At 72.6% G+C, this 26,718-nt stretch carries 27 protein-coding genes; 14 read left to right on the top strand and 13 right to left on the bottom strand.

Features of this window, described 5'->3' with window-relative positions:
* Window positions 1-45 precede the first annotated feature (45 nt).
* The 4 genes from AB0O36_RS19215 to AB0O36_RS19200 are packed head-to-tail and all read left to right on the top strand — an operon-like array spanning window position 46 to window position 5,520.
* Window positions 46-1,368, top strand: coding sequence for a condensation domain-containing protein (locus AB0O36_RS19215; RefSeq protein ID WP_365111542.1), 1,323 nt, complete (start codon window positions 46-48; stop codon window positions 1,366-1,368).
* Entirely contained in the window at window positions 1,365-2,681 is a 1,317-nt protein-coding gene (locus tag AB0O36_RS19210) for an MFS transporter (RefSeq protein ID WP_365111539.1), read from the top strand. Before AB0O36_RS19215 ends, AB0O36_RS19210 begins: the two co-directional genes overlap by 4 nt.
* Window positions 2,678-4,237 (top strand): amino acid adenylation domain-containing protein, encoded by a 1,560-nt coding sequence (locus tag AB0O36_RS19205; RefSeq protein WP_365111537.1) that lies wholly within the window; start codon window positions 2,678-2,680, stop codon window positions 4,235-4,237. The genes AB0O36_RS19210 and AB0O36_RS19205 overlap by 4 nt, the downstream gene beginning before the upstream one ends.
* A complete protein-coding gene (locus AB0O36_RS19200) occupies window positions 4,234-5,520 on the top strand; it encodes a hypothetical protein (protein ID WP_365111535.1) in 1,287 nt (428 codons plus the stop codon). Before AB0O36_RS19205 ends, AB0O36_RS19200 begins: the two co-directional genes overlap by 4 nt.
* Before the next feature lie 21 nt (window positions 5,521-5,541).
* Here AB0O36_RS19200 and AB0O36_RS19195 read toward each other — a convergent pair whose 3' ends face one another.
* From AB0O36_RS19195 to AB0O36_RS19170, 6 genes are all read right to left on the bottom strand, one after another.
* Window positions 5,542-6,255 (bottom strand): lysophospholipid acyltransferase family protein, encoded by a 714-nt coding sequence (locus AB0O36_RS19195; protein ID WP_365111819.1) that lies wholly within the window; start codon window positions 6,253-6,255, stop codon window positions 5,542-5,544.
* A gap of 122 nt (window positions 6,256-6,377) precedes the next feature.
* Window positions 6,378-6,536: a hypothetical protein gene (locus AB0O36_RS19190; RefSeq protein WP_365111532.1), complete on the bottom strand. Its 159-nt coding sequence runs from the start codon at window positions 6,534-6,536 to the stop codon at window positions 6,378-6,380.
* A 32-nt stretch (window positions 6,537-6,568) separates the two neighbouring features.
* Window positions 6,569-7,531: a cytochrome c oxidase assembly protein gene (locus AB0O36_RS19185; protein WP_365111529.1), complete on the bottom strand. Its 963-nt coding sequence runs from the start codon at window positions 7,529-7,531 to the stop codon at window positions 6,569-6,571.
* A gap of 93 nt (window positions 7,532-7,624) precedes the next feature.
* Window positions 7,625-8,650, bottom strand: a complete 1,026-nt coding sequence (locus AB0O36_RS19180; RefSeq protein ID WP_365111526.1) for a 6-phosphofructokinase — start codon at window positions 8,648-8,650, stop codon at window positions 7,625-7,627.
* Window positions 8,651-8,874: 224 nt separating this feature from the next.
* Window positions 8,875-9,603, bottom strand: coding sequence for a glutamine amidotransferase (locus AB0O36_RS19175; protein ID WP_365111523.1), 729 nt, complete (start codon window positions 9,601-9,603; stop codon window positions 8,875-8,877).
* Between the two features lie 26 nt (window positions 9,604-9,629).
* Window positions 9,630-10,868 carry a MurT ligase domain-containing protein gene (locus tag AB0O36_RS19170; RefSeq protein WP_365111521.1) on the bottom strand — a complete coding sequence of 413 codons (1,239 nt, stop codon included), beginning with the start codon at window positions 10,866-10,868 and terminating at the stop codon, window positions 9,630-9,632.
* Window positions 10,869-10,992: 124 nt separating this feature from the next.
* Between AB0O36_RS19170 and def the strand changes: the two genes are divergently transcribed.
* A complete protein-coding gene (def, locus tag AB0O36_RS19165) occupies window positions 10,993-11,532 on the top strand; it encodes a peptide deformylase (RefSeq protein WP_365111518.1) in 540 nt (179 codons plus the stop codon).
* A 120-nt stretch (window positions 11,533-11,652) separates the two neighbouring features.
* Here the strand turns inward: def and AB0O36_RS19160 are convergent, their stop codons facing one another.
* Window positions 11,653-12,300 carry a TetR family transcriptional regulator gene (locus AB0O36_RS19160; protein ID WP_365111516.1) on the bottom strand — a complete coding sequence of 216 codons (648 nt, stop codon included), beginning with the start codon at window positions 12,298-12,300 and terminating at the stop codon, window positions 11,653-11,655.
* A gap of 199 nt (window positions 12,301-12,499) precedes the next feature.
* On the opposite strand from AB0O36_RS19160, the gene AB0O36_RS19155 reads away from it, so the two are divergent.
* From AB0O36_RS19155 to AB0O36_RS19145, 3 genes are all read left to right on the top strand, one after another.
* Entirely contained in the window at window positions 12,500-13,726 is a 1,227-nt protein-coding gene (locus tag AB0O36_RS19155) for an acyl-CoA dehydrogenase family protein (RefSeq protein ID WP_365111513.1), read from the top strand.
* A gap of 347 nt (window positions 13,727-14,073) precedes the next feature.
* The gene (locus AB0O36_RS19150) at window positions 14,074-15,042 is read left to right on the top strand and encodes a hypothetical protein (protein WP_365111511.1); all 969 of its coding nucleotides are present in this window, start codon (window positions 14,074-14,076) and stop codon (window positions 15,040-15,042) included.
* Window positions 15,043-15,212: 170 nt separating this feature from the next.
* Complete coding sequence (locus AB0O36_RS19145) at window positions 15,213-15,689, top strand: hypothetical protein (protein WP_365111508.1); 477 nt, start codon at window positions 15,213-15,215, stop codon at window positions 15,687-15,689.
* Here AB0O36_RS19145 and AB0O36_RS19140 read toward each other — a convergent pair.
* The gene (locus AB0O36_RS19140; protein ID WP_365111506.1) at window positions 15,683-16,198 is read right to left on the bottom strand and encodes an SRPBCC family protein; all 516 of its coding nucleotides are present in this window, start codon (window positions 16,196-16,198) and stop codon (window positions 15,683-15,685) included. The two genes, AB0O36_RS19145 and AB0O36_RS19140, sit on opposite strands and share 7 nt — an antisense overlap.
* Window positions 16,199-16,352: 154 nt before the next feature.
* Between AB0O36_RS19140 and AB0O36_RS19135 the strand changes: the two genes are divergently transcribed.
* Window positions 16,353-16,544 carry a DUF5999 family protein gene (locus AB0O36_RS19135; RefSeq protein WP_365111503.1) on the top strand — a complete coding sequence of 64 codons (192 nt, stop codon included), beginning with the start codon at window positions 16,353-16,355 and terminating at the stop codon, window positions 16,542-16,544.
* A gap of 230 nt (window positions 16,545-16,774) precedes the next feature.
* Here the strand turns inward: AB0O36_RS19135 and AB0O36_RS19130 are convergent, their stop codons facing one another.
* A complete protein-coding gene (locus tag AB0O36_RS19130) occupies window positions 16,775-18,883 on the bottom strand; it encodes an NB-ARC domain-containing protein (RefSeq protein ID WP_365111500.1) in 2,109 nt (702 codons plus the stop codon).
* 89 nt (window positions 18,884-18,972) lie between these two features.
* Complete coding sequence (locus tag AB0O36_RS19125) at window positions 18,973-19,959, bottom strand: fibronectin type III domain-containing protein (protein ID WP_365111497.1); 987 nt, start codon at window positions 19,957-19,959, stop codon at window positions 18,973-18,975.
* A 239-nt stretch (window positions 19,960-20,198) separates the two neighbouring features.
* On the opposite strand from AB0O36_RS19125, the gene AB0O36_RS19120 reads away from it, so the two are divergent.
* On the top strand, window positions 20,199-20,393 hold the full coding sequence (locus tag AB0O36_RS19120) for a hypothetical protein (RefSeq protein ID WP_365111495.1): 195 nt from the start codon (window positions 20,199-20,201) through the stop codon (window positions 20,391-20,393).
* A gap of 158 nt (window positions 20,394-20,551) precedes the next feature.
* Window positions 20,552-22,117 carry a hypothetical protein gene (locus tag AB0O36_RS19115; RefSeq protein WP_365111492.1) on the top strand — a complete coding sequence of 522 codons (1,566 nt, stop codon included), beginning with the start codon at window positions 20,552-20,554 and terminating at the stop codon, window positions 22,115-22,117.
* A 99-nt stretch (window positions 22,118-22,216) separates the two neighbouring features.
* Here the strand turns inward: AB0O36_RS19115 and AB0O36_RS19110 are convergent, their stop codons facing one another.
* On the bottom strand, window positions 22,217-22,378 hold the full coding sequence (locus tag AB0O36_RS19110) for a CsbD family protein (RefSeq protein WP_365111489.1): 162 nt from the start codon (window positions 22,376-22,378) through the stop codon (window positions 22,217-22,219).
* A 118-nt stretch (window positions 22,379-22,496) separates the two neighbouring features.
* Here AB0O36_RS19110 and AB0O36_RS19105 point away from each other — a divergent pair, with 118 nt between their 5' ends.
* The 3 genes from AB0O36_RS19105 (at window position 22,497) to AB0O36_RS19095 (ending at window position 24,846) form a co-directional block, all read left to right on the top strand.
* On the top strand, window positions 22,497-24,056 hold the full coding sequence (locus AB0O36_RS19105) for an FAD-dependent oxidoreductase (protein ID WP_365111486.1): 1,560 nt from the start codon (window positions 22,497-22,499) through the stop codon (window positions 24,054-24,056).
* Complete coding sequence (locus AB0O36_RS19100; protein WP_365111483.1) at window positions 24,053-24,331, top strand: hypothetical protein; 279 nt, start codon at window positions 24,053-24,055, stop codon at window positions 24,329-24,331. Before AB0O36_RS19105 ends, AB0O36_RS19100 begins: the two co-directional genes overlap by 4 nt.
* Window positions 24,332-24,606: 275 nt before the next feature.
* Complete coding sequence (locus AB0O36_RS19095) at window positions 24,607-24,846, top strand: chaplin (protein ID WP_365111480.1); 240 nt, start codon at window positions 24,607-24,609, stop codon at window positions 24,844-24,846.
* Window positions 24,847-24,927: 81 nt separating this feature from the next.
* Here the strand turns inward: AB0O36_RS19095 and AB0O36_RS19090 are convergent, their stop codons facing one another.
* Both AB0O36_RS19090 and AB0O36_RS19085 read right to left on the bottom strand, forming a co-directional pair.
* Complete coding sequence (locus AB0O36_RS19090) at window positions 24,928-25,545, bottom strand: hypothetical protein (protein WP_365111477.1); 618 nt, start codon at window positions 25,543-25,545, stop codon at window positions 24,928-24,930.
* Between the two features lie 101 nt (window positions 25,546-25,646).
* On the bottom strand, window positions 25,647-26,594 hold the full coding sequence (locus AB0O36_RS19085) for a methionyl-tRNA formyltransferase (RefSeq protein ID WP_365111474.1): 948 nt from the start codon (window positions 26,592-26,594) through the stop codon (window positions 25,647-25,649).
* Between the last annotated feature and the right edge of the window lie 124 nt (window positions 26,595-26,718).

Here is a 26,718-nt window from a genome sequence, read left to right as displayed (position 1 = left end):
GGAGGCCGCCGCCCCTTCCAGGGGAACCGGTGAAAGGCTGTGACATTGTCCTCGCGGCAGAACGTCTCCTGGACCCAGCGACACCGGCTGGGGCAGATCCTCAAGGAAGCGGACTCCGGTGTGTACCGGCCGCACCATCCTTTCGTCGCTCTCCGGATCCGTGGCCCGCTCGAGACCGGGGCGCTCGAACGGGCTTGGCTCCGCCTCCAGGAACGCCACCCGGTGCTCCTGTGCGGATTCGACCTGGGGGACTTCACCTGGCGCCTCGATGCGCCGGCCGGGGCGACCGGCATCGTCCTTGCCACATCCGCCACGGACGACCCCGCCGACGCCGTGCACCGGATGGAACGGCTCGCGGACGCCCCGTTCGACTTCGCGCACGGACCGCTGGCCCGGCTCGTCCTGCTTCCACGACCCGGCGAAACCCTCTTCGCGCTGGTCCTCGACCACCTCGTGGGCGACTTCTGGTCGCTCGACCTGCTCATGAGCGACCTGACGGCGTTCTACGCGGAGGAACTCGGACACGCCGCGGAGCCGTTGCCGCCGGTCCGGCTCCCGTATCCCGAGCAGGTGCGGGAGCAGAACGCGTACCTGGACTCCGCAGCCGGCCGACGTGTGCTGGACCGCCTCTCCGAACGGCTCAGGACGATCGGGCCGGTCCCCGAAACGCGCTTCGCCGGATTCTCGGGAGCGGCCCACGCCGGCTACGACCGCACGGGTCTGGTCCGCGCGGACTTCGGAGGCGACCTGACCCGCGCGGTCTTCTCCTGCGCCCGTGGCTTCCGCATGACCCCGTGGGCATTCATCCACGCGGCGGTCCACCGGGCCCTGTACGGGCTCAGTGACCAGCCGTCCATCGGTACCACGCTGATGACGGCCAACCGGGAGTCCGCCACCGTCCACCAGACGGTCGGATTCCTCGCCAGCAAGGTGGTCGTGGGCACCCGGCGCGATGACGGGGCCACCACGGCGGAGTTCCTGCGCGGATTCCAGCAGGCGATGATGGACGCTCTCGACACCATGGCCGTGCCCTGGCCGAGGCTCATCGCACACATGGATCCGGAGGCCTTCGGCTGCCATGCCAGGGTTCCGTACATCTCGTTCAACCCGCAGAACGCCACCATGCGGCGATGGCTCGGCGACTGGCGCTTCGTCGACTGCGAGGCGTCACCGCTGGAACTCGCCGGCAGTACCCCGGACGCCGCCGTGGTCATCTCCCTCACCGAAGCCGACGGGAACATCGAGGTGTCCCTGTACCACCGGACGGACTGGTACCCGGCCGAGGCCGTCGAGGGGCTCTGGAGAGCCACCGAGCAGACCTTGCGGGACTGGGTCCGGGAAGCCGGAGCGGGTGACGTGGCTCCGTGAGACCGATCCCCGGACTGCCCCGTCTCGAAGGACCCGCTCGGCCACTGCTCCTCGGGCAGTTCTGCTACGCCCTGGGCCGGGGGATGTACAGCACGGGAAGCATCGTCTTCTTCAACCTGTCCTTCGGCCTCTCCGTGCGGCAGATCGCACTGGCCCTCTCGGCAGCGGGCGTCGCCGCGTTCCTCGCAGCGCTGCCGGCCGGCTACCTGGCCGACCGCTGGGGCCCCCGCCCGATGGCCGTCGGCCTCACCGTGGCACAGGCACTGCTGCTGTGCCCCATGCTGTTCTCCGATTCCCACTCCGTCGTGGTGCCGCTGGTGGTGGCCCTCGGTGCGGCCGACCGGGCCAACTCCGTCGCCCGGCGCACCCTCGTCTCCCATGTGATCGGCGAGGCGGACCGAGTCCGCACCCAGGCGTACCTGCGCAGCGTCGCCAACACCGCGATGTCGATCGGCGCGCTCGCCGTGGCGCCGCTCCTCGCGGTCGGTACGCACACGGCGTTCGTGGTTCTCGTCACCATCACGATGGCGGCCTACCTCGTCGTCGCCGTGACGACCACCGTGCTCCCCACCAGGCCCCGGACCTCCCCGGTCCGGTCCGGTGCCGCCTCCGGTGATGCCTTGGATCCGGAGCGGGAGCCGCGGCCGGAGCGCCGGCGTCTCGCCGCGTTCACCCTCCTCGGGCTGCTGAACGGTACGTTCGCCCTGCACATCAGCCTTCTGGAGGTGGGTCTGCCGCTCTGGGTGACGGAACACACCGACGCGCCCGCCTGGACGGTCGCCACGCTCGTTTTCGTCAACACCGTGCTGGCGATCCTCCTCCAGGTCGCGGCGAGCCGCGGGTCCTCGAGCGTCCGGGGCGCGGCCAGGGCACTGATCATGTCGGCGGTCCTCACCGCGTCCGCGTGCGCCGTGTTCGCCATGACCTCGGGGCGCACCGGGCCGCTCCTCGTCGCCGCGCTCCTCGTGGCGACCGTGGTCCTGACCCTCGGCGAGATCCTCCAGTCGGCCGGGGAATGGGGACTGTCCTTCGGCCTGGCCCCCGCCAACGCCGAAGGCAGGTACATCGGAGCCTTCACGGTCGGGACCACGGTCCAGGACATGGTCGGTCCGGCCCTGGTCGGTGGTGTGGTGATCGCGTATGCGCCCGAGGGCTGGTTCGTGCTCGCTGCCGTCTTCCTCGTCGGCGCGGTTCTGGTCGCTCCCATGACGAACTGGGTGGCCGGTCTCCACGGTGACCGGGAGGACGTCGCCGCCGAGCACAGCGAAGGAACGTCCCGCACACCCGCCCCGAGCGAGAGGAGCCGATCGTGAAGAGTGTCCACCGCACCATCCATGAGCGCTTTGCCGAAGCCGCGCGCCGCCATCCCGACGCCACCGCGCTGGTCGATGAGGAAGGCCCGGTCTCCTACGGGGAGCTGCAGGCGTCCGTCGACGAGCTGGCCGGGGTGTTGGCACAGTGGTGCACGGAGGACGACCGGCTGATCGCCGCCCGCGTCGGTCGCAGCAGGTCGGCGCCCCTCGGTTTCCTCGGCATCCTGGCCGGCGGACGGGGTTACGTTCCCGTCGATCCCGACCACCCACGGGCACGCCGGGACCTCCTGCTCGACGACAGCGCCGCGCGGCTGGTGCTGACCGACGGTCCGCCGGAAGCCGACGAGACGCCGCTGGCCGAGGTCGCCGGCCTCACACTGGCCTCCCGCCGGGTCCGGCCGCACCGTTCCGGCACCGACATCCCGGAACGGACCGCGTACGTCATCTACACCTCCGGCTCCACCGGGACTCCGAAGGGCTGCGTCGTCGGTCACGACCAGGTACTCGCCCTGTTGGACGCCTGCGCAGAGGTGTTCGATCTCCGTCCCCGCGACGTGTGGACCGTTGCCCACTCCTTCGGTTTCGACTTCAGCGTCTGGGAGCTGTGGGGTGCCCTGCTCAACGGAGGCACGGCCTTGATCGTCCCTTCCGATACGGCCCGGGACCCCGAAGCCTTCGCAGCGCTGCTGGCCTCCCGGGAGGTCACCGTCCTCAGCCAGACACCGTCCATGTTCGGCTTCCTGGTCGGGACGCTCAGCCGGCACGGACGCTCCCTGTCCCACCTCCGCCATGCCGTCCTGGGAGGTGAGCCGGTCAACCTCCGCGACGCCCTCGCCTGGCTGGAAGGGGCGTGCGCGCCGCGTGCGCGGCTCGTCAACATGTACGGCATCACCGAGACGACCGTGCACGTCACCTACGGAGAGCTCGACGCGGACACCTGTCGGGCGGCGGAGGCCGGGCGCACCCCCATCGGCAGGCCGCTGCCCCATCTGCGGATCTCTCTGCGGGACGCGGCCGGGCAGCCGGTCGCCGACGGAGAACCGGGGGAGATGTGGGTGGCCGGCAGCGGCGTGGCCCACGGATACCTGCGGCGGCCCGACCTCACCGCCGAGCGTTTCGTCACGGAGCCCTCCGGGGACCGGTCCACGCGCCACTACCGGAGCGGAGACTGGGCGGTCCGCGGCACCGACGGGACCCTGCACTACGTCGGGCGCACCGACAGCCAGGTCAAGGTCCGGGGGCACCGGGTCGAACTCGGCGAGGTGGAGGCCGTCCTGACGACCCTCGACGGAGTCCGCGGCGCGGCATGTGTCGTGCAGACGAACCGGACCGGACAGCACATCCTCGTGGCCTACATCGTCGACGACGCGTCGGCGGGTCTGAACCCGGGGCGGATCCGCGCACACCTCGCCGACCGCATACCGGCCCACATGCGGCCGCACCGCTTCAAGCGGGTGGAGGCGATCCCGGTCACCGCCAACGGCAAGCTGGACCGTGCCGCGCTGCCCGCGCTCGCCGTGCTCGACTGGTCCGCGGTGCCCACGGGGGCGGCGTGAACGCGGCTCCCGCACTGGTGGTCGTCTACGAGCGGGGGGCGGCCAACGTCACCGAGATCGCCAGATCCCTCGCCAGGCTCGCACCGCTCGTTTTCGTGACCCGCGAGGACTCCGGGCACACCCGCCCGCTCCTGCCCCTGCTCAGGGACCTGGGCCGGGTGTTCACCTACCGCGGCACCCCGGACGAAGTGGCCGGCGGGCTGAGCACGGCCGGAGTCGGCGGCATCGTCACCTTCAGCGAGACGATGCTGGCGGTCACGGCCGAACTGGCCGAAGGGCTGGGCCTCGCCCACCACAGCCGGGAGACCGCACGGTTGCTCACGGACAAGTGCCTGCAGCGGCAACGGCTGAACGCGACCGGCACGGGTCCGGTCGCGGCATCACTGCTCACGCGGCCCGAGGACTGGCCGGACGCCGTGCACCGGGTGGGGCTTCCGGCCATCGTGAAACCGGTACACGGCGAAGGCAGCCGGAACACGTTCCGGGTCGACGACCCCGACGAGGGGCAGGTGCTCGTGCGTCGGCTCCTGGACTCCGAGTCCGCCCTCGCGGTGGAACACCTGCTGCGGGGAAGGCCGTGCGCGCCCTACGGGGACTACGTGTCGGTGGAAAGCGTCACCTGCGGCGGGACGACCACGCACCTGGCCGTCACCGGAAAGTTTCCCCTTCTGCCTCCGTTCCGTGAGACCGGCCAGTTCTGGCCGGCCGCCCTGCCGGCCGAGGAGTACCGGGGTGTGCTGGAACTCGCCGGCGAAGCGGTCACGGCCCTGGGAGTGACCACCGGAATCACCCACACCGAGATCAAACTCACCCGGGCCGGGCCACGGGTGATCGAGGTTAACGGCCGACTCGGCGGGAACGTCAACGAACTCTCGCTCCGCGCCGCCGGCCTCGACCTGGTCGAGCTGGCCGGCCGGGTGGCGCTCGGCCACCCCGTCGACATCGCCCCGGTGCGCCACGACCGGGTCGTGTTCCAGTACTCGAACCCGGTGCCGCCCCGCCCCTGCCGCCTCCTCGGCGTCCGCGGGCAGCGGGAGCTGCGCCGTACACCGGGCGTCACCGGATACCGTGCCTGGATCCGTCCGGGAGCGTCCGCGGACGGAGGGGTGTCCACGCAGGACCTGGACCTGATCACGGGTGAGGCCGCGGATCACGCCGGGATGCTGGACGTGGTCGCCGGGGCCCTGGGCCACCTCGCCTTCACGTTCTCCTTCGACCCCGCGGAGGACCCGGTCGAGATCACCGCCCGGGACCTGCCCGCGAGCGGTGCCGAACCGGAGTAGGACACGGGCGCGGGGGAGGGCTCATGCCGTGCGGCGCCGGGTCCTTCTCCGCGCTTCCTCCTCCTCGGCCTTGACGTCGGAGGCGTAGCGGTCGACGTACTCCTGGCCGGAGAGGGCGTGGATCTTGTACATGATCTCGTCGGTGATCGCCCGCAGCACGGCCTTCTCGCCCTCCATGCCGGCGTACCGGGAGAAGTCCAGGGGGCTGCCGAAGCGGATGGTCACCCGGCGGCCGAAGCGGGGGACCACCTTCCCCGGTGGCTGGAGCTCGAAGGTGCCGACCATGGCGCAGGGGATCACGGGCACCCCGGCGCCCAGGGCCATGGCCGCCACTCCGACCTTCCCCTTGTAGAGCCGGCCGTCGTGGGAGCGGGTGCCCTCCGGGTAGATGCCGAGCAGCTCGCCCTTGGCGAGGACGCCGAGCCCCTCGCGGATCGCCGCCGCTCCGGCCTCCTTGCCGGACCGGTCGACCGGGATCTGGCCGGCGCTGCGGAAGAAGGCGGCGGTCAGCCGGCCCTTGGGGCCCCTGCCGGTGAAGTACTCCGCCTTGGCCAGGAAGGTGATCCGCCGCCGGAGGATCGCGGGCATCAGGAAGTGGTCGGAGAAGGACAGGTGGTTCCCCGCGACGATCGCCGGGCCCTCCTCCGGAATGTTCTCCAGCCCTTCGATCCGGGGCCGGAACAGCAGCCGCAGCAGCGGCCCGAGCAGAACGTGCTTGAGCAACTGGTAGAACACCGGGGTGCTTCCCTTCACCTGGCGGGAAGGTCAGTGTGACGCACCCGCTGCCGGTCCCGTCACCCCTGGTACGCACGGCGTTGCAGGAGGTTCAACGGCACCGGAGGGTCACCGGGACGCGGTCAGGTGCCGCGCGAGGCCGCCATCGCGGCGGTGATCATTCCGAGGACGAGCCAGCCGAACCAGAGCCAGCCGTTGCTGCCGAGGGCCACCGAGTACGCGGCGACGACCACGAGCGTGGCGAAGGTCACCACCGCCATTGCCTTGACGGATCCGGTCATGCCCCATGGTGGCGCCAAAAGGCCGCGGTGCGCTACTGGCCACGCGTCTGCAATGAGGCCAGATAGGCGTTGTACGCCTCCAGCTCCTTGTCCCCGTCCCGGTCCGCGGCCCGGTCGGCGCGCTTCGCGGCCCGCTGCTCCGAGTGGTACCACTGGTAGACCAGCGCGATCAGCACCAGCACCGAGGGGATCTCGCTGAAGGCCCAGGCGATGCCGCCGGCCCACTGCTGGTCCTGCAGGGCGTCGATGCCGAGCGAGGCGGGCGGGTCCGCGTACGTGCCGATCATCGGCTCGGTCGCCATCATCAGCGCGATGCCGAAGAAGGCGTGGAAGGGCATCCCCGCGAACAGCTCCAGCATCCGCATCACGTAGCCCGGCCGGTGCGGGCCCGGGTCCACGCCCATGATCGGCCAGAAGAAGACCAGGCCGACGGCGAGGAAGTGCAGCATCATCGCGATGTGCCCGGTCCTGGACTCCATCAGGAAGTCGAACAGCGGGGTGAAGTACAGCGCGTAGAGGCTGGCGATGAACATCGGGATGGTGAACACCGGGTGGGTGACCACCTTCATGTACCGGCTGTGGAGCAGCGCCAGCAGCAGTTCGCGCGGGCCGCGGCGGCCGCGGCCGGCCGGCGGCAGGGCGCGCAGGGCCAGCGTCATGGGGGCGCCGAGCAGCAGCAGGATCGGCGCCACCATGCTGATCACCATGTGCTGGACCATGTGCACGCTGAACATGACCATGCCGTAGTCGTTCAGCTTGGTGCACATCATGAGCGCGATGCTCAGCACGCCCAGGACGAACGCCGCAGTCCGGCCCATCGGCCAGGCGTCCCCGCGGCGGCGCAGCCGGAGCACGCCCCAGCCGTACAGGGCGAGGCTCGCCAGGCAGCCGAAGAGGAAGAACGCGTCGAAGGAGAACTCCAGGCCCCGGCCGAGGGTGAAGGGCGGCAGGTCCATGTCCATGTGCATGTCCATGCCGTGACCGCTGTGATCCATGCCTTCACTCCCTTGACCTTGGTGCCCCACCACAGTAATGGGGCCCCCGGACGCCGACGCGTCCGGGGGCCCCATCGAGTCACCTTCGGGACATCAGAGGACGTTCTGGGCCTCGGCGAAGCGCTCGGCCGGCACCGTCTTCAGGTGCGAAGTGGCCTCCGCGAGCGGCACCATCACGATGTCGGTGCCGCGCAGCGCGGTCAGCATGCCGAACTCGCCCCGGTGCGCCGCCTCCACCGCGTGCCAGCCGAAGCGGGTGGCGAGCACCCGGTCGTACGCGGTGGGGGTGCCGCCGCGCTGGACGTGGCCGAGGATGACCGGGCGGGCCTCCTTGCCGAGCCGGGCCTCCAGCTCGACGGCGAGGAGGTTGCCGATGCCGGCGAACCGCTCGTGGCCGTAGACGTCCTTGCGGCCCTCCTCGAAGTCCATCGACCCCGCGCGGGGCTTGGCGCCCTCGGCGACCACCACGATCGCGAACCGCTTGCCGGCCGAGAAGCGCTCGCCGACGATCCGGGTCAGCTCGTCGATGTCGAAGGGGCGCTCCGGCACCACGATGGCGTGCGCGCCGGCGGCGGTGCCGGACTCCAGGGCGATCCAGCCGGCGTGCCGGCCCATGACCTCGACCACCATGACCCGCTGGTGCGATTCCGCGGTGGTCTTGAGCCGGTCCAGGGCCTCGGTGGCCACTCCGACGGCGGTGTCGAAGCCGAAGGTCCGGTCGGTGGAGGCGATGTCGTTGTCGATGGTCTTCGGCACGCCCACGATGGGCAGACCGGCCTCGGACAGCAGGTTGGCGGCCTTCAGGGTGCCCTCGCCGCCGATCGGGATGATCGCGTCCAGGCCGAGGTCGGCCACGTGCCCGCGGGCGCGCTCCACGCCGTCCCGCAGGTGGGCCGGCTGCACCCGGGAGGAGCCGAGGATGGTGCCGCCGCGGGCCAGGATGCCCGCCACGTCCTCCAGGTCCAGCTTCCGGTAGTCACCTTCCAGGAGCCCCTTCCAGCCGTCCTGGAACCCGATGACCTCGTCGCCGTGGTCCACGACGGCGCGGTGCACGACGGAGCGGATGACGGCGTTCAGGCCGGGGCAGTCGCCACCGGAAGTGAGCACACCTATGCGCATGGCACAAAAAACCTTTGCAACGTGGGCCGACGACCGGACCACGTCGTCCGGTTGGAACTACCCGTCACCCTACAAGCGGATCGGCAGTGGACTGAACCATCCTCCAAGCCCGCGTTCAATTCTTGGATGAAAAGACCGCCGGGGGGCAGCGGCAGGACTGTGCAAAGACTGCGGCCCGGACTCCACGGGGGAGTCCGGGCCGTACGTCGGGGCCGCCGGGGGCCTTATGCGGGCTGGGTGGCCGCCGCGATGCGCTCCGCGCGCAGCGCCTCGTACCACCGGTCGTCGACCGGCGGCAGCGCGTTCACGTCCAGGGCCAGCTTCAGCAGCAGGTCCGCGATGTGCGGGTTGCGGGCCATCACCGGTCCGTGCATGTACGTGCCGAAGACGGTGTCGTTGTACGCGCCCTCGGTGCCGTCGCCGGTGCCGTTGCCGCGGCCGATCCGGGTCCGCGCGAACGCCCGGGCGGTCGGGCCGAGGTGGGTGACGCCCTGGTGGTTCTCGAAACCGGTCAGCGGGGGCAGGTTCAGCTGCGGGTCGATGTCGGCGAGCACGTCGCCGACGCACCGCTCGCCCTCACCGCGCACGGTGACCACGTCCAGCAGGCCGAGGCCCGGCTGGCGCTCGCCCATGTCGTTCACGAACTCGTTGCCGAGGATCTGGTACCCGGCGCAGACCGAGAACACGATCGCCCCGTTCGACACGGCGCGCTCCAGGCCGCCGTCGCGCAGCAGCCGCTCCGCGGCCAGCCGCTGCGGCCGGTCCTCGCCGCCGCCGATCAGGTAGATGTCCCCGGAGGTGGGGATCGGCTGGTCGCTGCGGACGTCCAGGCGCTGGACGTCCAGGCCGCGCTGCCGGGCCCGGCGCTCCACGACCAGGGCGTTGCCCTGGTCTCCGTACGTGCTCAGCAGGTCCGGGTAGACCCACACCAGACGCAGGCTGTTGTCGCTCATGCTGTTGTCGTCCTTACGGCTGGGTACTAGTTGCCGACGCGTCGGCGGACGTCCTGGAAGGCGGTGTAGTTGGCGATCAGCTCGATCTGTCCGGGCGGAGCCAGCTGCACGGCCTCGTCGAGGGTCTCGCACACGCGGAAGTCCAGGCCGGCGACCTCCAGGCGGACCGCCAGGTCCAGCTTGCGGTCACCGATCACGAAGATCGGGTGCCCGGCCAGCCGCGGGTAGTCCACGTCCCACAGCCAGGAGGTGTCGGTGCCGTCGGCGCCCCGCGCGTTGACCGAGAGGATCACCGGCGTGGGCGGCGGGTCGATCAGCGAAAACGTTTCGAGCCAGCCCGCGGGGTTCTTCGCGAGCAGCAGCCGCAGCTGGCGGTTCTGGAAGGTCACCACGTCGTAGCGGCCGGCCACCGCCTGCACCTGGTACATCCGCTCCAGCGCGACCTGCGGCGGGACGCCGAAGACGGCGGCCACGGCGGCCGAGGTCGCGGCGTTCGCCTTGTTGGCGCGGCCCGGCAGCTGCAGGTGGATCGGCCACGCGCTGCCGTGCGGGTCGAGCACGTGGTCGCCGGAGAGCGCCCAGCTCGGGGTGGGGCGGCGGAACCCGCACTCACCGCAGAACCAGTCGTCGCCGGGGCGCTGCATCACGCCGCCGCAGGAGGGGCACGACCAGGCGTCGTCCTTCCACTCCTGGCCGGCCGCGACCCACACCACGTTCTGCGAGGACGAGGCGGACCACACGATCAGCGGGTCGTCGCAGTTGGCGATCACCACGGCCTTGGTGCCGGCCAGGCCCTCCCGCCACTTCTCGGCGAGCATCCGGGTCTCGGCGGCCCGGTCCAGCTGGTCGCGGGAGAGGTTCAGCAGCGCGATCGCCTTCGGCGTCGTGTCGCGGGCCACTCCGGCCAGGTACTTCTCGTCCACCTCGATGACGCCGTACTTGGCGTCGCCGCCGCCCGCGAGGGCGGAGGTGATGCCCGCCGGCATGTTCGCGCCCAGCGCGTTCGAGACCACCGGGCCGCTGGCGCGGAGGGCCTCCGCGATCAGGCGGGTCGTGGTCGTCTTGCCGTTCGTCGCGGACACGAGGACGACATCGAGGTGCTGCGCCAGCGCGCTGAGCAAATCGGGGTCGAGCTTGAGTGCGACCCTGCCCCCGATCACCGATCCGCTGCCACGCCCCGCGGCCCGCGACACCGCCGCCGCGGCCTTGCCCGCCGTCACGGCCAGCTTGGCGCGCGGCGAAAGCGGCTCCGTGTTGCCTGCCATCGTCCCTTGTCCTCCTTGCGTCGGTCCGGCCCCAGCCTATCCAGAACCTGTCGGGCCCCTGACCTCGGCGCCGCCTTGACGCCCCGGATCTCCTCATATGGTCGTCCCGCGTACCCTTACGGCCATGCGACAACGCCCTATTCCCGGCACTTCCGGTCTCGTCCGCACCATGAGTCTGCTCGGCGATCCGGTGCTCCATTCGGCCTGTGCCGAGGTCACCGAGTTCGGCCCGGAGCTCGACCGGCTGATCGAGGACATGTTCGCCACGATGTACGCGGCGCAGGGCGTGGGGCTGGCGGCCAATCAGATCGGGGTCGGGCAGCGGGTGTTCGTCTACGACTGTCCGGACGACGAGGACGAACGGCACCTCGGGCACGTCGTCAACCCCCGGCTGGTGGAGGCCGACGGGGTGGAGGTGCTCGGGCCGGAGGGATGCCTTTCCCTGCCGGGGCTGGAGGCGGGCACGGCGCGGTACGACCGGGCGGTCGTGGAGGGGGTCGACTCGGCGGGGCGGCCGGTACGGGTGGAGGGGACGGGGTTCTTCGCGCGGTGCCTGCAGCACGAGTGCGACCACTTGGACGGCGTCGTCTACCGCGAGCGGGTCGAGGGCTTCAGGCGCCGCCGCCTCGACCGTGCGATCCGCAAGGCGGGCCGGCCGTCCTGACGGGGCTGCGCCCCACGCCCTCCGGCGCTCCGCCCCACCCCCTCCGCGGCTGCACCCCGCCGGTCGCCCGGTGGGCCTGGCCCACACCGGGGCCCCCGTACGCCGACCGGGCGGGACGGGTCAGAAGCCGGGGCCGTCGGCGAGGTTGCCGGCGGTGGCGAGGCGGCCCCAGAGGAGATCGGTGAGGCCGGTGACGAGCGCCTCGCGGGAGCAGGGCCGTTCGCCGAGCCACCAGTCGCCCGCCGCGTGCATCATGCCGACGATGCCGTGCCCCCAGATGCGGGCCAGCTCGTCGCCGCCGGGCCCCAGGTCCACCCGTTCCCCGATCACCTTGGCGAGTTCCTCGCCCAGCCGCCGCAGCAGCGGCGCCGAATGCTGTCCGACCTCGAAGCCGCGCTCGCCCGTGTGCGAGTCCTCCGCCGGGTGCATCAGGAACCGGTACACCTGCGGCCGGGCCTCGATCGCGGTGAGGTAGGTGTCCAGCGTGGCCTCGACGCGGCGGCGGCGCTCGGCCGGGGCGTCCAGCGCCGCCCGCAGGGAGTCCAGCAGGGCGTCGGTGTGGCGTACCGCGAGGGCCTGGTAGAGCCCCGCCTTGTCGCCGAAGTGGCGGTAGAGGATCGGCTTGGTGATGCCCGCCTCCGCCGCGATGGCGTTCATGGACGCCTTGGGGCCGTCCCGGAGCACCACCCGGTCGGCGGCTTCGAGCAGCTCCCGGCGCCGGCGTTCGGCCGTGCCCGGCTCCCGGCCGGCCTGCTGCGTGGTCTCCATGACGTTCTCTCTCCCCGCCCGTGCGATGTGCGTGACGCACACGCAACGTAACACCCCGCCCCTCCCCCCGATCGAATCGGAGGTACTCAGACCGGATCCGATGCCGGTTGACAGTTACTACTCGTCAGTAACAGACTGTAGCCCTGCTGCGGGTTACCGCAGGTAACGAACGTGGTGCACCGATACAGCTGGAGGGGACATGGCGGAGTTCACCATGGAGCTCAACGAGGACCAGAAGCAGGTCCGGGACTGGATCCACGGCTTCGCCGCCGATGTCATCCGCCCCGCCGCCGCGGAATGGGACGAGCGTGAGGAGACTCCGTGGCCCGTCATCCAGGAGGCCGCCAAGGTCGGGATCTACTCCCTGGACTTCTACGCCCAGCAGTTCTTCGACCCCACCGGCCTCGGCGTCCCCATGGCGATGGAGGAGCTGTTCTGGGGTGACGCGGGGATCGCCCTGTCCATCGTGGGCACCGGCCTCGCCGCGATCGGCGTCGTCGCCAACGGCACCGAGGAGCAGATCGGGACCTGGATCCCGCAGATGTACGGCACCCCGGACGACGTGAAGGTCGCCGCCTTCTGCTCCTCCGAGCCCGACGCCGGCTCCGACGTCGGCTCGATGCGCACCCGCGCCGTCTACGACGAGGCCAAGGACGAGTGGGTGCTCAACGGCACCAAGACCTGGGCCACCAACGGCGGTATCGCCAACGTCCACATCGTGGTGGCCGTGGTGGACCCCGCACTCGGCTCCAAGGGCCACGCCTCCTTCATCGTCCCGCCGAACACGCCCGGCCTGTCGCAGGGCCAGAAGTTCCAGAAGCACGGCATCCGCGCCTCGCACACCGCCGAGGTGGTGCTGGAGGACGTACGGATCCCCGGTTCCTGCCTGCTCGGCGGCAAGGAGAAGCTGGACGAGCGGCTGGCTCGGGCCCGCGAGAAGGCCAAGGCGGGCGGCGAGCGCGTGAAGAACGCGGCGATGGCCACCTTCGAAGCGTCCCGCCCGGCGGTCGGCGCCATGGCGGTCGGCACCGCCCGGGCCGCGTACGAGGTCGCCCTCGACTACGCCAGAACCCGCACCCAGTTCGGCCGGCCGATCATCGACAACCAGGGCGTCGCCTTCCAGCTCGCCGACATGCGCACCCAGATCGACGCGGCCCGGCTGCTGGTGTGGCGGGCCTCCTGGATGGCGGTCGCGGGCAAGCCGTTCGAGGCGGCGGAGGGCTCGATGTCCAAGCTCTACGCGAGCGAGGTGGCCAAGAAGGTCACCGCCCAGGCGATACAGATCCTGGGCGGGAACGGCTACACCCGCGAGTACCCGGTGGAGCGCATGCACCGGGACGCCGCCATCTACACCATCTTCGAGGGCACCAGTGAGATCCAGCGGCTGGTGATCGCGCGGACCATCTCCGGCATGCCGATCCGCTAGGCGTCGTCTCCGGAAGGCGCCGTGGGCCCACGGCGCAAGCCCCCGGCGCCCGGCTGCGGCCCGGCCGGTGTTGTCAGTGGCTGCGGTTAGCGTGAACGCATCACCCACCCACCCGATTGCTGCCGGGCGGTTGGCCACTCGGATCCGCCCCGACGGACCCCGCGAGGGGACAGCGCCCGCCGGGGCGGAGCTGCGTCCGGCCCCGGCCGCGGGGCCGTTGCGGGTCCGCTGTGAGACCGTTGCGTAACAGAGCGGCGGAATGCCCGGTTTGGGGTTGGGGGTGGCGGAGAGCGGCTGCAGGATCCATCGGTGGCGCGACACAGTGATCATCGACAGGGGAGGATCCCGTGCGTTCCATCCGACGCCGCCGTACGGCGGCCGTGCCCGCACTGCTGGCGGGCCTGCTGGCGACAGTGGTGCTGTTGCCCGGCCAGGCTCGGGCCGAGGGCGGCACCGCCGCGCCGGCCCTGGGCCCCGTGGCCTTCAACCCGCCGACGGCGTCCCTGCGGTTCCCGCTGGACGCCTACACCGACTCGCCCGCCGAGCAGCGCCTGCTGGAGACCGCCCAGAACCGGCTGACCACCCGCTGCGCGGCCCGGTACGGAATCGCCTACGCCCCGCGGGACCCCGTACCGCCCGCCGGCCCCGAGGACCGATACGAGTACCTCTTCGGCCTGGCCGACCCCGCCCGTGCGGCCGCCTACGGCTACGACCAATGGGGTGGCCGCACCCGGCCGCCGGGCAAGGAGCGGCCGGAGCTGACCGAGGAGGCCCACCTGGTGCTGTACGGCGTCCGGCCCGGCGAGCCCGAGGGGCCGGAGGTGCCGCGGGGGCCCATCTCGGAGGAGGAGGCCCGGGAGCTGGACAGCGGGGTCGTCGTGGGCGGGCGCACCGTTCCCGTCCACGGCTGTCTCGGCGAGGGCTACCGGATCCTGAACCGCCCCACCAGGGCGTCCATGGACCCGCTCTACGGGCAGTGGGCCTCCTTCGACGCTCATCTCCGGGCGAAGGAGGACCCCAGGATGATCGCCGTGGTCCGCGGGTGGTCCCGGTGCATGGACCGGGCCGGTTACCCGGGCATCCCCAACCCGTACGAGGTGGAGAGCGTGCTCGGGCTGGACGACCCGGCCGGTCCCGCCGCGGTCGCGGCCGCCGTGCAGGACGTCCGCTGCAAGCGCCAGGTGAACCTGGTCGGCTTCGGGGCGGCCGTCATTTCCGCCCACCAGCGGCAGCTCCTCGCGCAGCACGCCGGGGACTTCGCCCGGTACCGGCAGCAGCGGGAGGCGCGCCTCGCGCTGGCCGCCGGCCTCGTCTGACCCGGCGGCCCGGCCCGCTCGTCGGGCCGGGCCGTCTGCAGGCCCGCCCGCCGGTGCCGGGGCCGCCCGTGGTGGAACGGCGCGGCGGTCCTTGTCACAGGGCTGTCGCGGGGCGTCACGGTCCCGTCACGGACGGCCCCGGCGGGGCCGGGCGCGGCCAGCATGGGGTGATGCGTACACATCAGGAACGTGCCGTTGCCCTCGCGTGCGCCGTCGTCGCGGCGTTCGCGCTGTCCGCCTGCGGCAGTGACGGGAAGAAGGACGAGAAGGCCGGCGGCGGCGCGCCGCCCGTCTCCGGGAGCCCTTCGCCGGGCGCGTCCGGCGGCCCGGGGGCCTCCGCGCCGGGTTCGCCGGCGCCGAGCCCTTCCGTGCCCGGGAGCGCCGAACCGTCCGAGCGGTACACCAAGCCGGTGGGACAGAAGCGGATCGTCTACCTGGCCGGGCTGAAGACCGTGCACCCGTCCCTCGTCGCCGACGAGGAGAAGGCCCTGGAGAACGGCGTGCAGCAGTGCTACGCCCTCACCCTGCCCGGGATCGACGGCGAGGAGGAGGCGGTGAAGCGCTTCAGCACCCCCGAGCACCGGGTCACCGACGTCGACGCGATCTTCATCAACACGGTCGCCAAGAGCAGCATCTGCCCCTACTGACCCTCTGCGGTCCCCGTTGGTTCCCCACGGTCCCCGCGGGCCGCTCCCCGGCCCCCGCCGGTCCCGGCCGGTCCCGGCGCCAGGAGGCGGTCCACGGCCCGCCCGAAGAGCCGGCGGCCGGCCACCGCCACGAGCGGGTCGAGGAGCCGGGGGAAGCCGAAGAGGCGCAGTTCCTCGCGCCAGTGCACCTCGCTGCCGGTGTCCGCGGCCGGGCGGACCTCGATCTCCGCCCAGCCGTGGACCAGGCGGCCCCGCTTCTCCAGCCGGGCCAGTCCCGGAGCCCGTCCGAGGGGCGGACGCCAGACCGTGACCTCCATCACGTCATTCACCACGAACCGTCCCATTCCGGTCACCGCGGTGAAGCGCGTGCCGACCCGGGTGGGGGGTGCGGTGTGGAGCGACGTACGCGTGAACGGCACCTGGGCGCCGTGCCGTTCCCAGTCCGTGAGGCGCGTCCACGCCTCGTACGGAGGCATCGAACTACCGCGAACAATCCGAATTCCGGGCATGAACGCATCGTAATCGGGCATACGCTGGGTGAACTGGGCCTCGAATACGGGTTCCGCCGCACGGCAGCGATCAGTAATACTCCTCGCCACCGTGGATGGCGGAAGCGACCGGGTGACCACCGGACCCCCGCCCCACTCAGCGAGGAGGTGCGCCATGTGCTCCCACCAGCCCCCCTGCCCGCCCGCCGAGAGCGCCGACCGGGAAGCCGCCCGCGTCCTGGTGTCCCATCCGGAACAGGGCTGGAGCCTGCTCTGCAACGGTGCCGTGATCTTCGAGGACACCGGCGAGCTGCTCCCTGACGGCCGTACGGTGGCCCCCCACCGCCCGGTCCCGGTTCCGGCCTGAGAGCGGGGGTCCCGATGCGCCAGCAGTTGATCCGCAAGCCCGTGCCGAAGCCGGCCCCGAGGGAACTGGACCTGCGCACACCGTCGGGCAGACCCCTCCCGTACTGAACGGGAGCCCCGGCAGCAGGACAGGACCCACACCCAGGACCCGCACCCAGGGCCCGAGACGGGGCCCGGGACAGGGCCCGTACCCACGACCCAGGACAGGGCGCAGCGCCCACCGGTAGGAACTCAGCCGGTGGGCGCCTGTGTACCTCCCAGGAAGGCGGCCTCGTACGCCTCGTCGCCGATCGAGGCCCGTGCCCGCCGCTCGCCCTCGTCGCGCAGGGCGGCCAGTGAGGGCGCCCCCATCTGCGGACGGCCGACCGTCCGCCACCACGCGTGGCTGTTGCCCAGCAGCCGGGCCGCCAGCTCGCCGTCGCCCAGTCCGGCCACCGCCGCCGCCAGCAGGTCCAGGCCGAGCGCGATCCCGAACCGGTCGCCGAGCAGCCGCTTCCCCGAGAGCATCGCCCGGACGTGCCGGGCCGCCTCGCCGTGCTGTCCCAGGCCCAGCGCCGCCACCGCCAGGACGTAGTCCGCGTACGCGCGCATCCAGCGCTCGCCGAGCCGTACGCAGGACTCCCGCAGGCCCGCCGCCTCCTCCACGGCCTCCTCGAAGCGCCCCAGGTCGCAGAGCGCGTACGAGGTCGCCAGCCGGCACAGCAGCCCGCCCGCGCCGTCGGCCCGCCCGCCGTGGGCGGCGCGGGCCGCCGGTCCGGTGATCTCCAGGGAACCGCCCGGGTCGCCGGGCATCAGCAGCGCGGCGCCCTTCAGGTAGGCGGCCCTCAGCTCCCGCTCCGGATCCGCCAGCCGGGCCGCGGCGGCCGTGGCCCGCTCGCCGTACTCCCCGGCCCTGGCCAGGTCGCCGCGCAGCAGGCAGACGGCCCCGGCCGCCCAGAGCGCCTGGGCGTACGCCGGTCCGGTCGGCCGGGCCGTGCGCAGGGCCCGCTCCAGGAACGCCCCGCCCTCGTGGACGTGCCCACAGGAGAACCACAGGAACCACAGGGCGCCGGCCATCTCCAGCGCGGCCTGCGGGTCGGTGCCCAGCAGGTGTTCCAGGGCGGCCCGCAGCTGCATGTGCTCGGCGGTCATCCGGCGGTACCAGTCCACCTGGCCGGACCCCAGCCAGCCGCGGTCCGCCGCCTGTGCGAGCTGCGCGTACCAGTGGGCGTGCCGGTCCGCCACCGCGTCGGCCTCGCCCAGCTCGGTGAGCCAGTCCTGGCCGTACTCGCGGATGGTGTCGAGCATCCGGTAGCGGGTGCCCACGCCGGCCACCGCGGTGCGCAGCACCACCGACTTGGCGGTGAGTGCCGTGAGCACCTTCTCCACCCGGGCCGCGGGCAGCGGGCCGCCGGAGCAGACCGCCCGGGCCGCCGCCAGGTCGAAGCCCCCGGCGAACACCGACAGCCGCGCCCACAGCAGGCGTTCCAGCGGCTCGCACAGTTCGTGGCTCCAGCCGATGGCCGTACGCAGGGTCTGGTGCCGGGGCAGCAGCGGGGAGCCCGTGTCGGCCAGCAGCTCGAAGCGGGCGCCCAGCCGCACGGCGATCTGCTCCACGCTCCACAGCCGCAGCCGGGCGCCGGCCAGTTCGAGGGCCAGCGGGATCCCGTCCAGGCGGCGGCACACCTCGGCGGCGACGGCGGTGCGACCGGGGTCGGTGAAGGCCTCGGCGGCCAGCGGGGTCGCGGCGAGGGCGCGTTCCCGGAACAGGGCCAGGGCGTCGCTGTCCGGCCCGTCGGTGGGCAGCGGGCGGACCTCCACGAGGGTCTCGCCGGGGCAGCGGAGCGGCTCGCGGGTGGTGGTCAGGACCGTCAGGCCCGGCGCGGTCTGCAGCAGTTCGCCGACCAGGTGGCGCGCGGCCGGGACCATGTGTTCGCAGGTGTCGAGCACCATGAGGAGCTCCTTGTCCGCCATCCAGGAGCAGAGTTCCTCGTCGGGGGAGAGGCTGGAGTGGACCGCGAGCCCCAGCGTGTGGGCGACGGTGGAGGTGAGCAGCTCCGGGTCGCGCAGCGGGGAGAGCTCCACCCACCAGACGCCGTCGCGCGGGGCGGGTCTGCGGGAGGCCGCCAGGGTACGGACGGCGCGCAGGGCGAGGCGTGACTTGCCGACCCCGCCGACTCCGGTCAGGGTGATGAGGCGCTGCCCGCGCAACAGGGATCCGAGCAGACCGAGTTCGTGCTCACGTCCGACGAAGGTCGCCGTTTCCGGCGGCAGGTTTCCCGGCACGTCGGCAGAGTCTGGCTCAAGGGCTCCGCCCTTCGGGCCCTGCTGTCCGTTGTTGACCGGGTACTCACCGTGCACGGACGTATTGTGCGCGATCCCCGTCCGGGGGGCGGCGTCTTCCGGCCACTCCGGTCACTCCGGCCGCTCCGGTCGCGTGACCGGTCCGCTCAGCGGACCAGTTCCACCCGTCGTTCCGCGGAGAAGGAGCCCCAGGTGCCGTCCGGGAGCCGGGCCCGGATCTTCAGGCGCCACACCGTGCCGGGCGGCTCGGCCACGGTCAGGCGGTGCGCGGCCCGGCCGTCGGGCACCGCGCCGGGCGCGAACTGGATCACCGTGGTCGGGCGTCCGTCGACGTACAGCTCGTACGCGCGGACCTCCTGTCCGGTGTCCGGCGGGATCCAGCCGAGTTCCACGGCGCCGGGCGACGCGGTCGCGGTGAAGTCGCCGGGCACGGTGGGCGGCTCCCCGTCGTCGCCCGGGGGCGTGGTGATCTCGACCGGCGGGCCGTCGGGCGAGGAGTTGTCCGCTCCGTCGCGGGCCCGGACGGTGAAGGCGTAGGCGGTGTCCGGCCGCATCCCGGTCAGCCGGGTGCCGGTCTCGGTCGCGGCCGCGGTGTGGATCCGTACGCCGCCCTGGTAGACGTCGTACGCCGTGACCCCGGTGTCGTCCGTGGCGGCCGACCAGGACAGCAGGACGGTGCGGGGGCCGTCCGGCCGGCCCGCGGCCCGGGCCGGCGCGGTCGGGGGCCGCCGGTCGCCGGCCCGGGCCGGCGGCGTGGTGACCTCGGCGGTGACGGCGGCCGGGGAGAGGTTCCCGGCCGCGTCCCTCGCCCGGACGGTGAACGCGTAGCGGGTCTGCGGCACCAGACCGGTGATGTCCGTCATGTGCCGTTCGCCGGGCAGGTCGCGGACGGGCACGCCGCCCTGGAGCACCTGGTAGCCGGTGACCCCGTCCCGCTCGTCGGCCGGCTCCCACATCACGTGCACCGAACCGGCGCTGCCGGCCTGTGCCGTCAGCCCGGCCGGGGCCGGCGGGGGATCGGTGTCGGCCCGCGCGCAGGCCGCCGTACCGGCGGCGACGACGGCGGCGAGCAGGAACGCCGTGCCGGTGGGCAGGAACGCCGTGCCGGCGGGCAGTGCGGAGCGTCCTCGCACGGGGTCTCCCTCGCCTCGCGCCAACAGGTCTGGACCTTTATGGCACGGGCGGCCGCGGCCCGACAAGCCCCGCGTCCCAGGTGTGCCCGGATGTCCTGACCTGCCCGATTGGGGGCGCGAACCGTGATCGTCAAGGGGTGGGAGCCTGTCACGGACGGTCAACACCCGTTCGGCGGACACGTCATGCCCCCGTCCGGCCCTCCGGCTGCGCCACGATGGCGCCGCACTAGGAGGTTGCGATGGTGATTTCCCTCTCCGTGGTCGTGCTGCTCCTCGTCCTGGCCTGGATCTTCCTGCGCAGCGGCGGCCTGAAGTTCTCCCATGCACTGGTCTGCGTCTTCCTCGGTTTCTGCCTGGCGGGCAGCGGCATGGCCGCGTCCCTGCAGAGCGGGCTCGCCACGGCCGCCGGGGTGGTCGGCAGCCTCAGGCCCTGAGGTGCCCGCGAGCCCGCCCGGCCGCCCGGTTCTTGATCATCCATTGCGAATTCGTGAATCATCCTCACCTTCCATGGACTCCTCCGGTCCTGCGACCTACCGTCGGGCGGCGGCGCGATGTCAGACGCAGTGTCAACAGAGAAACGGAGGACGACCGCATGTTCCGAAGAGCGCTGAACTGCGCTGTGGTGCCGGCCCTGGCCGCGCTCGCGGTCCTGAACGGGGCGCTCCCGGCCCAGGCCGACGAGATACCCCTGGCCCCCGGCCACCGCCTGGTCAGCCACTACGACGGGAGCCCGGCCACCGCCGCCCCGCTGCCGGGCGAGGCCCCGCCGCAGCACCCGTACCTCGCCCCCAACGGCCGCAGCGGGATGCACTCCGACGCCGCGGGCAGCGCCACCTCGCCCTGGTCCGGTCCGCTGGGCCGGAACCCGCAGGTGACCAGCGAGAAGATCGCCGCCCTCGGCGGCGAGTGCGCCACCGCCACCTTCGACAAGGGCGGCCGCCTGGTCACCGTGTGCGGCACCTTCACCGGGTTCAAGGTCAAGCTCCTGGACCCCCGCACCCTCGCCACGCTCGCGGAACACCAGCTCCCGCAGCGCTCCTCGACGGTCGAGGCGATCACCTCGCTCGACTTCTCGAAGATCTTCAAGGACACCTCGGGCGGTGCCTACTTCTACCTGGACGACCAGGACCGGGCCGTGCTGGCCGACTCCCGCCAGCACGTCCTGCGGCTCGCGCACGCGCAGAACCCGGACGGCAGCTGGAAGTTCACGGTCGAGAACGACTGGGACCTGACGGGAGTCGTCCCCCATGACTGCGTGAGCTGGACCAACCTGTGGCCCAGCGGCACCTGCGACCCCGTCACCTCCGTCATGCCGGACTGGGACGGCCGCATCTGGTGGGTCACCCGCCAGGGCCGGGTCGGCACGGTGGACCCGGCGACCGGGGCGATCCGCCACGTGCGGCTGCAGGGCGAGGAGATCCAGAACTCCTTCTCGGTGGCCCAGGACGGCGTCTCCATCGTCTCCGACCACGCCCTCTACAGCTTCCGCGCCGCTCCCGACGGCACCCCGCAGGTGCAGTGGCGGCAGACCTACGACCGCGGTACGGGAACCAAGCCCGGCTCCGTGAACCAGGGCTCGGGCACCACTCCGGACCTCTTCGGCAACGGCTACGTCGCCATCACCGACAACGCCGACGACCGGATGAACGTCCTCGTGTTCCGGCGCGGCACCGACGTGCCGGACGACAAGAGGCTGGTCTGCAAGGTGCCGGTGTTCGGCTCCGGGGCCTCCACCACCGACAACTCCCTGATCAGCTGGGGCAACAGCCTCGTCGTCGAGAACAACTACGGCTACGAGAACCCGACCAGCCTGCTCTTCGGCAAGAGCGTCGTCGGCGGGGTCTCCCGCATCGACGTCCGCCCCGACGGCAGCGGCTGCGACACGGTCTGGCAGAGCGCGATCCGCTCGCCCTCGACGGTGCCGAAGCTCTCCACCGGCAACGGGCTGCTCTACTTCTACGAGAAGGACCCCAACTTCTGGGGCTTCGACGCCTGGTACCTCACCGCGGTGGACTTCCGCACCGGTGAGCGCCGCTGGCGGCAGCTGACCGGCACCGGCCCGCTGTACGACAACAACTGGGCACCGATCACCCTCGGCCCGGACGGCACCGCGTACATCGGCGTGTTCAACGGCATCGTCGCCGTCCGCGACAGCTGATCCCTCCGCACCGAACGGGACCGGACGGCAGCGGCGGCGCCGTCCGCCCGGACCGGGTGCCGGACCCCCGTGCGACGGGGTCCGGCACCACGGCGGCCGCTACTTGTTCGGCCGCTTCATCCGCTCGGCGGACTCCTGGACCTTGCCCGTCATGTGCTCGGCGCGGCCCTCCATCTCCATGCGCTGGTCGTCGGTCATGTCACCGGCGGTCTCCTTCATCTTGCCCTTGACCTGCTTGGCCTTCGCCTTGGCCTTGCTCATGACGGATCCTTCCGAGAGGTGTGGGCGTTTTGCCCGGCTTTACTCTCGTTGCGGGTCCGTCGGGCCGCAACCGGGGGCGCCCACGCATCCCCGGCCCGGCACGGGGTACCCGCACGGCATGGACGACACGCCGGCGCCGGCCGGGCGCCCCCTCCCGTACTGGCTGGCCACCGCCGACCGGCCGCCGCGCCCGCGCCTCGACGCGGACCTCGACACCGACGTCGTGGTCGTCGGGGGCGGCATCGCAGGCCTCGCCACCGCCCTGGAGCTGGCCGCCGCGGGCCGCGAGACGGTACTCCTCGAAGCCGACCGGATCCTCTCCGGCACCACCGGGCACACCACCGGCAAACTGACCGCCCTGCACGGCCTGCGCTACGACCGCCTGGCCCGTACGGTGGGCCCCGAGGCCGCGGGCCTCTACGCGGCCGCGCAGCAGGACGCCCTGGAGCGGGCCGTGGCCCTCGCCGCGGAAGCGGGCGCCGACGCCGGCTTCGAGCGGCTGCCCGCGTACACCTATGTGACCGATCCCGCCCGGGCCGGGGAGATCCGCGCCGAGGCCGACGCCGCCCGGGCCGCCGGGCTCGACGCCCGGTTCGTCACCGGGACCGGCCTGCCCTTCCCGGTCGCCGCCGCCGTGTGCCTGCCGGACCAGCTGCAGATCCACCCCGCCGCCTTCCTGGGCGGACTGGCCGGGGCCTTCATCGCCGCCGGCGGCCGGATCCACGAGCAGACCCGGGTCACCGACGTCCACGAGCACGCCCGGATCCGGCTGGAGACCGCCCACGGCCCCGTCGTCCACGCCGCCGAAGCGGTCCTGGCCACTCACTTCCCGCCCTTCGGGCCGGTGTCGCTCATGGTCCGGCTCACCCCGCGCCGGGAACTGGTGATCGCCGCACCCGTGCCCGCGGCGGCCGACCCGCAGGGCATGTACCTCACCCCGGAGGACCGGATCCGCTCCGTCCGCACCGCCCCCTACCCCTCGCCCCCGGGCTCGGCCCAACGGCTGCTGATCGTGGCCGGGGAGGAGTTCCGGCCGGGTGAGCCCGGCACCGCGGAGCGGTGGGACCGGCTGGCCGAGTGGGCCCGCACCCGGTTCCCGGACTTCGGCGCCGGCGGCCCCGTCTTCCGGTGGGCCGCGCAGGACCTGGACTCCGCCGACGGCCTGCCCTTCGTCGGCCACCTCCACCCCGGCACCGAACACGTGTACGTCGCCACGGGCTTCGGCGGCTGGGGCCTCAGCGGCGGACTGATGGCCGGCCGGCTGCTGGCCGCGCACGTCCTGGGCGGCCCGCGCCCGGGCTGGACCGACCTGTTCGACCCGCGGCGGCTTCCCCCGGTGCGCGAGATACCCGGGCTGCTGGGCGGACAGGGAGAGATCGCCGGACACTACGTCGGCGACCGGATGCACCTGCCCGGAGCCGACGCCGCCGACGCCCTGGCACCCGGCGAGGGGGCCGTCGTACGGGGCGGGGGGCACCATCCCTGCGCCGTGCACCGGGACGCATCCGGTGCCCTGCGCACCGTCGACGCCCGCTGCACCCACATGGGCTGCGTGGTCGCGTTCAACGACGCCGAACAGGCATGGGAATGCCCCTGCCACGGCTCCCGCTTCGCGACCGACGGCACCGTGCTGCAGGGGCCCGCCACCACCCCTCTGCCCCCGCGGGAGCTCCGATGAGACGCCGGCACCACTTCCACACCGACCACCTCGGGCACTCGGTCAGCGCCACCGTCCAGACCGGCCACACCGTGGTGGTGGAGGTCCTGGTCGACGGCAAGGAGACCGGCTACGCCACCACGCGCAAGGACGTCCCGGTCACCGTCACGATCGAACTGCCGACCGACCCGCCGACATCGGCGTCGGTGCTGGCCGCGGCGGGCCCCGACGGCCCGCACGTCACCTTCACGGCCCCGGACGCCGAGCCCCGCCCGATGCCCCCGCGTCCCTACTGACGCCCCTGCCGGACTTACTGACGTCCCCGCCGGACCGGCTGACGCCCCTGTCGGACCGGCCGGTCCCGGTGCCGCAGTCCCGAGGCCCGACCGGGCACGGACGGCCGTCGTTCCCACCGCCGTCCGTGCCCGCGGATCCTGCTCGTACTCGTACTTTCGGGGGAATACGGTGCCCGGACCCCCAAGCCGGGCCGGCCGGCTGCCGAAGAGAGGGTGCGGGCCGGTTCCGGTCCGGCGGCGCGTCCGCGCCGTTCGATCAGCAGGAGGACTCTCCTATGTCGCGTGTGTACAGGACCGCCGGGCTCGCCCTGGCCGCCGCCGCCCTCGTTCTGGGCGGCTCCGCCACGGCCATGGCCGACAGCACGGCCGAGGGCTACGCCGTCGGCTCGCCGGGCGTGCTCTCGGGCAACCTGGTCCAGATCCCGATCCACGCCCCGATCAACGTCTGTGGAAACAGCGTCAACGTCATCGGTGCGCTGAACCCGGCCGGTGCCACCACCTGCGCCAACGTCTGACACGGACGGCAGGTGCCGCCCCGTACCGCGCGTGGAGGCGCCGACGGTACGGGGCGGCACGCAGTCCGGACACCCGGCGGATCAGCCGGTGGCAGTGCCCCGTTCGGGGGAGAGCAGCGGGTCGTCGCGCCGGACCAGCCGGTAGCCGTTGGCGGGACGCGCCGGACGGCCCGTGCGGCGCCCGCCGCGCGGCGGGCGCTTCCCGGACCGGGCCCGCTGGGCCGCCGCCATCAGTGCGCCCACCGCGGGACTCTCCCGCCGCAGCCGGTCGAAGCCGCGGATGGAGAACCCGGCGAGTGCCGCCGCGGCCGGCCAGGGCGCCCCGTCACGCATCGCGGCGAGCAGCAGCCGGAGCCTGGCCGGGGTGGGGCCGGCCCCGGGCCGGAGCCCGTGGGCGTCGGCGAGGGCGTGGGCGGCCCGTAAGGCAGCGGCGAAGGCCACGTCCAGTTCCAGCCATTCCCGGAGCATGCGCTCGGGCACCCCGGCCGCCACCGCGCACGCGGCGAGGTCGAGGCCCTGGGCGGCGGCCCGGACGGCGTCCGCCATCCGGGTGACCGTCTCCTCGCGCAGGCTGGGGGACCGGCCCAGGGCCTCCCGCAGCGCCCGGTCCACCTCGCCGGTGGGTTCGACCCGGGCCACCAGGTCGTCGGCCCAGTCGTCCCGGTCGTCCCGGTGGGTGTGCCGCTCGTTCCCGTTCAAGGTTCCCCCGTGCTGTTCCCCTGCGCGTGCCGGCGTGAGGGCCGGTGCGAGGGTCGGTGTCTGCCGTGTTCCCCCGTGGTCGCGGGGCGGCCGGGCGGCCGTCACGGGCGGCTGGTCAGGTATCCGCCCATGGAGGTGAAGTATTCGGCGGCTGGCATCTCGACGCCGTCCTCGGTGCGGACCCGGGTGAGGGCGAGCCCGTGGTTGCGGCCCGTACGGGCGTCCGCGCCGGCCACGATCACCACGCCCTCGCCCTCCCGGTAGAAGACGCGGCCGGGCGTGCCGCCGTACCGGGCCTGCGAGACCACCGCGGCGAGCACCTCCAGCCGCTTGCCCCGGTGGTACGTGAACGCGGCCGGGTACGGGGCGGACTGGGCGCGGACCAGCCGGGCGAGGTCGGCGGCCGGCCAGGTCCAGTCGATGCGGACGTCCTCGGCGGAGCGCTTGTGGAAGAAGCTCGCCTGCGAGCGGTCCTGCGGGGTGAAGCCGGTGTCGCCGGCCGCGATCCGGTCGAGCGCACCCACCGTCACCGGGGCGATCAGGTCAACGGTCTTGTGGAACAGGTCGGTTGCCGTGTCGGTGTCACCGACCGGCACGGCGCGCTGCAGCACGATGTCGCCGGCGTCGAGCTCGTCGTTCATCATGTGCGCGGTCACCCCCACCTCCTTCTCGTCGTTGATCAGTGCCCAGATCAGCGGGGAGAAGCCGGCGTACTTCGGCAGCAGGGAGTCGTGCACGTTCAGCGTGCCGTGGCGGGGGAGGCCGAAAATGCGCGGAGGGATCCACGTGCGCCAGTTGTTGGCGACGATGATGTCCGGGTCCGCGGCCTTCAGCGCGTCGAACAGCTCTTCGTCGTCGGGGCGGTTGCGGATCATCACCGGGACCCCGTGCTCCTCGGCGAGGTCGGCGACCGAGTCGCTCCAGATCTTCTCGTACGCGTGCTCGCTCCTGGGGTGTGTCACGACCATCACGACGTCGTGCTCGGAGTCCAGCAGCGCCTGCAGCGTGCGGTGACCCCACGTCTGATATCCGAACATGACAACCCGCATGGGGGTTCCTCCTCAGGACTGTAGCTGACCACGTGTGAGTAAAGCAAGGCTTACCTAACTTATCAACCGGGCCTGTTTTCAAGGGTGTTCGGTGCCCTGATCGAACGTCACCTTCCGCTTCCGC

Origin of the sequence: Streptomyces sp. NPDC089799 (assembly GCF_040684755.1) — a bacterium.
Classification (GTDB): Bacteria; Actinomycetota; Actinomycetes; order Streptomycetales; family Streptomycetaceae; genus Streptomyces.
Note: the sequence above shows the minus strand (reverse complement) of the source record. Positions and strands in the feature narration are given on the sequence as shown.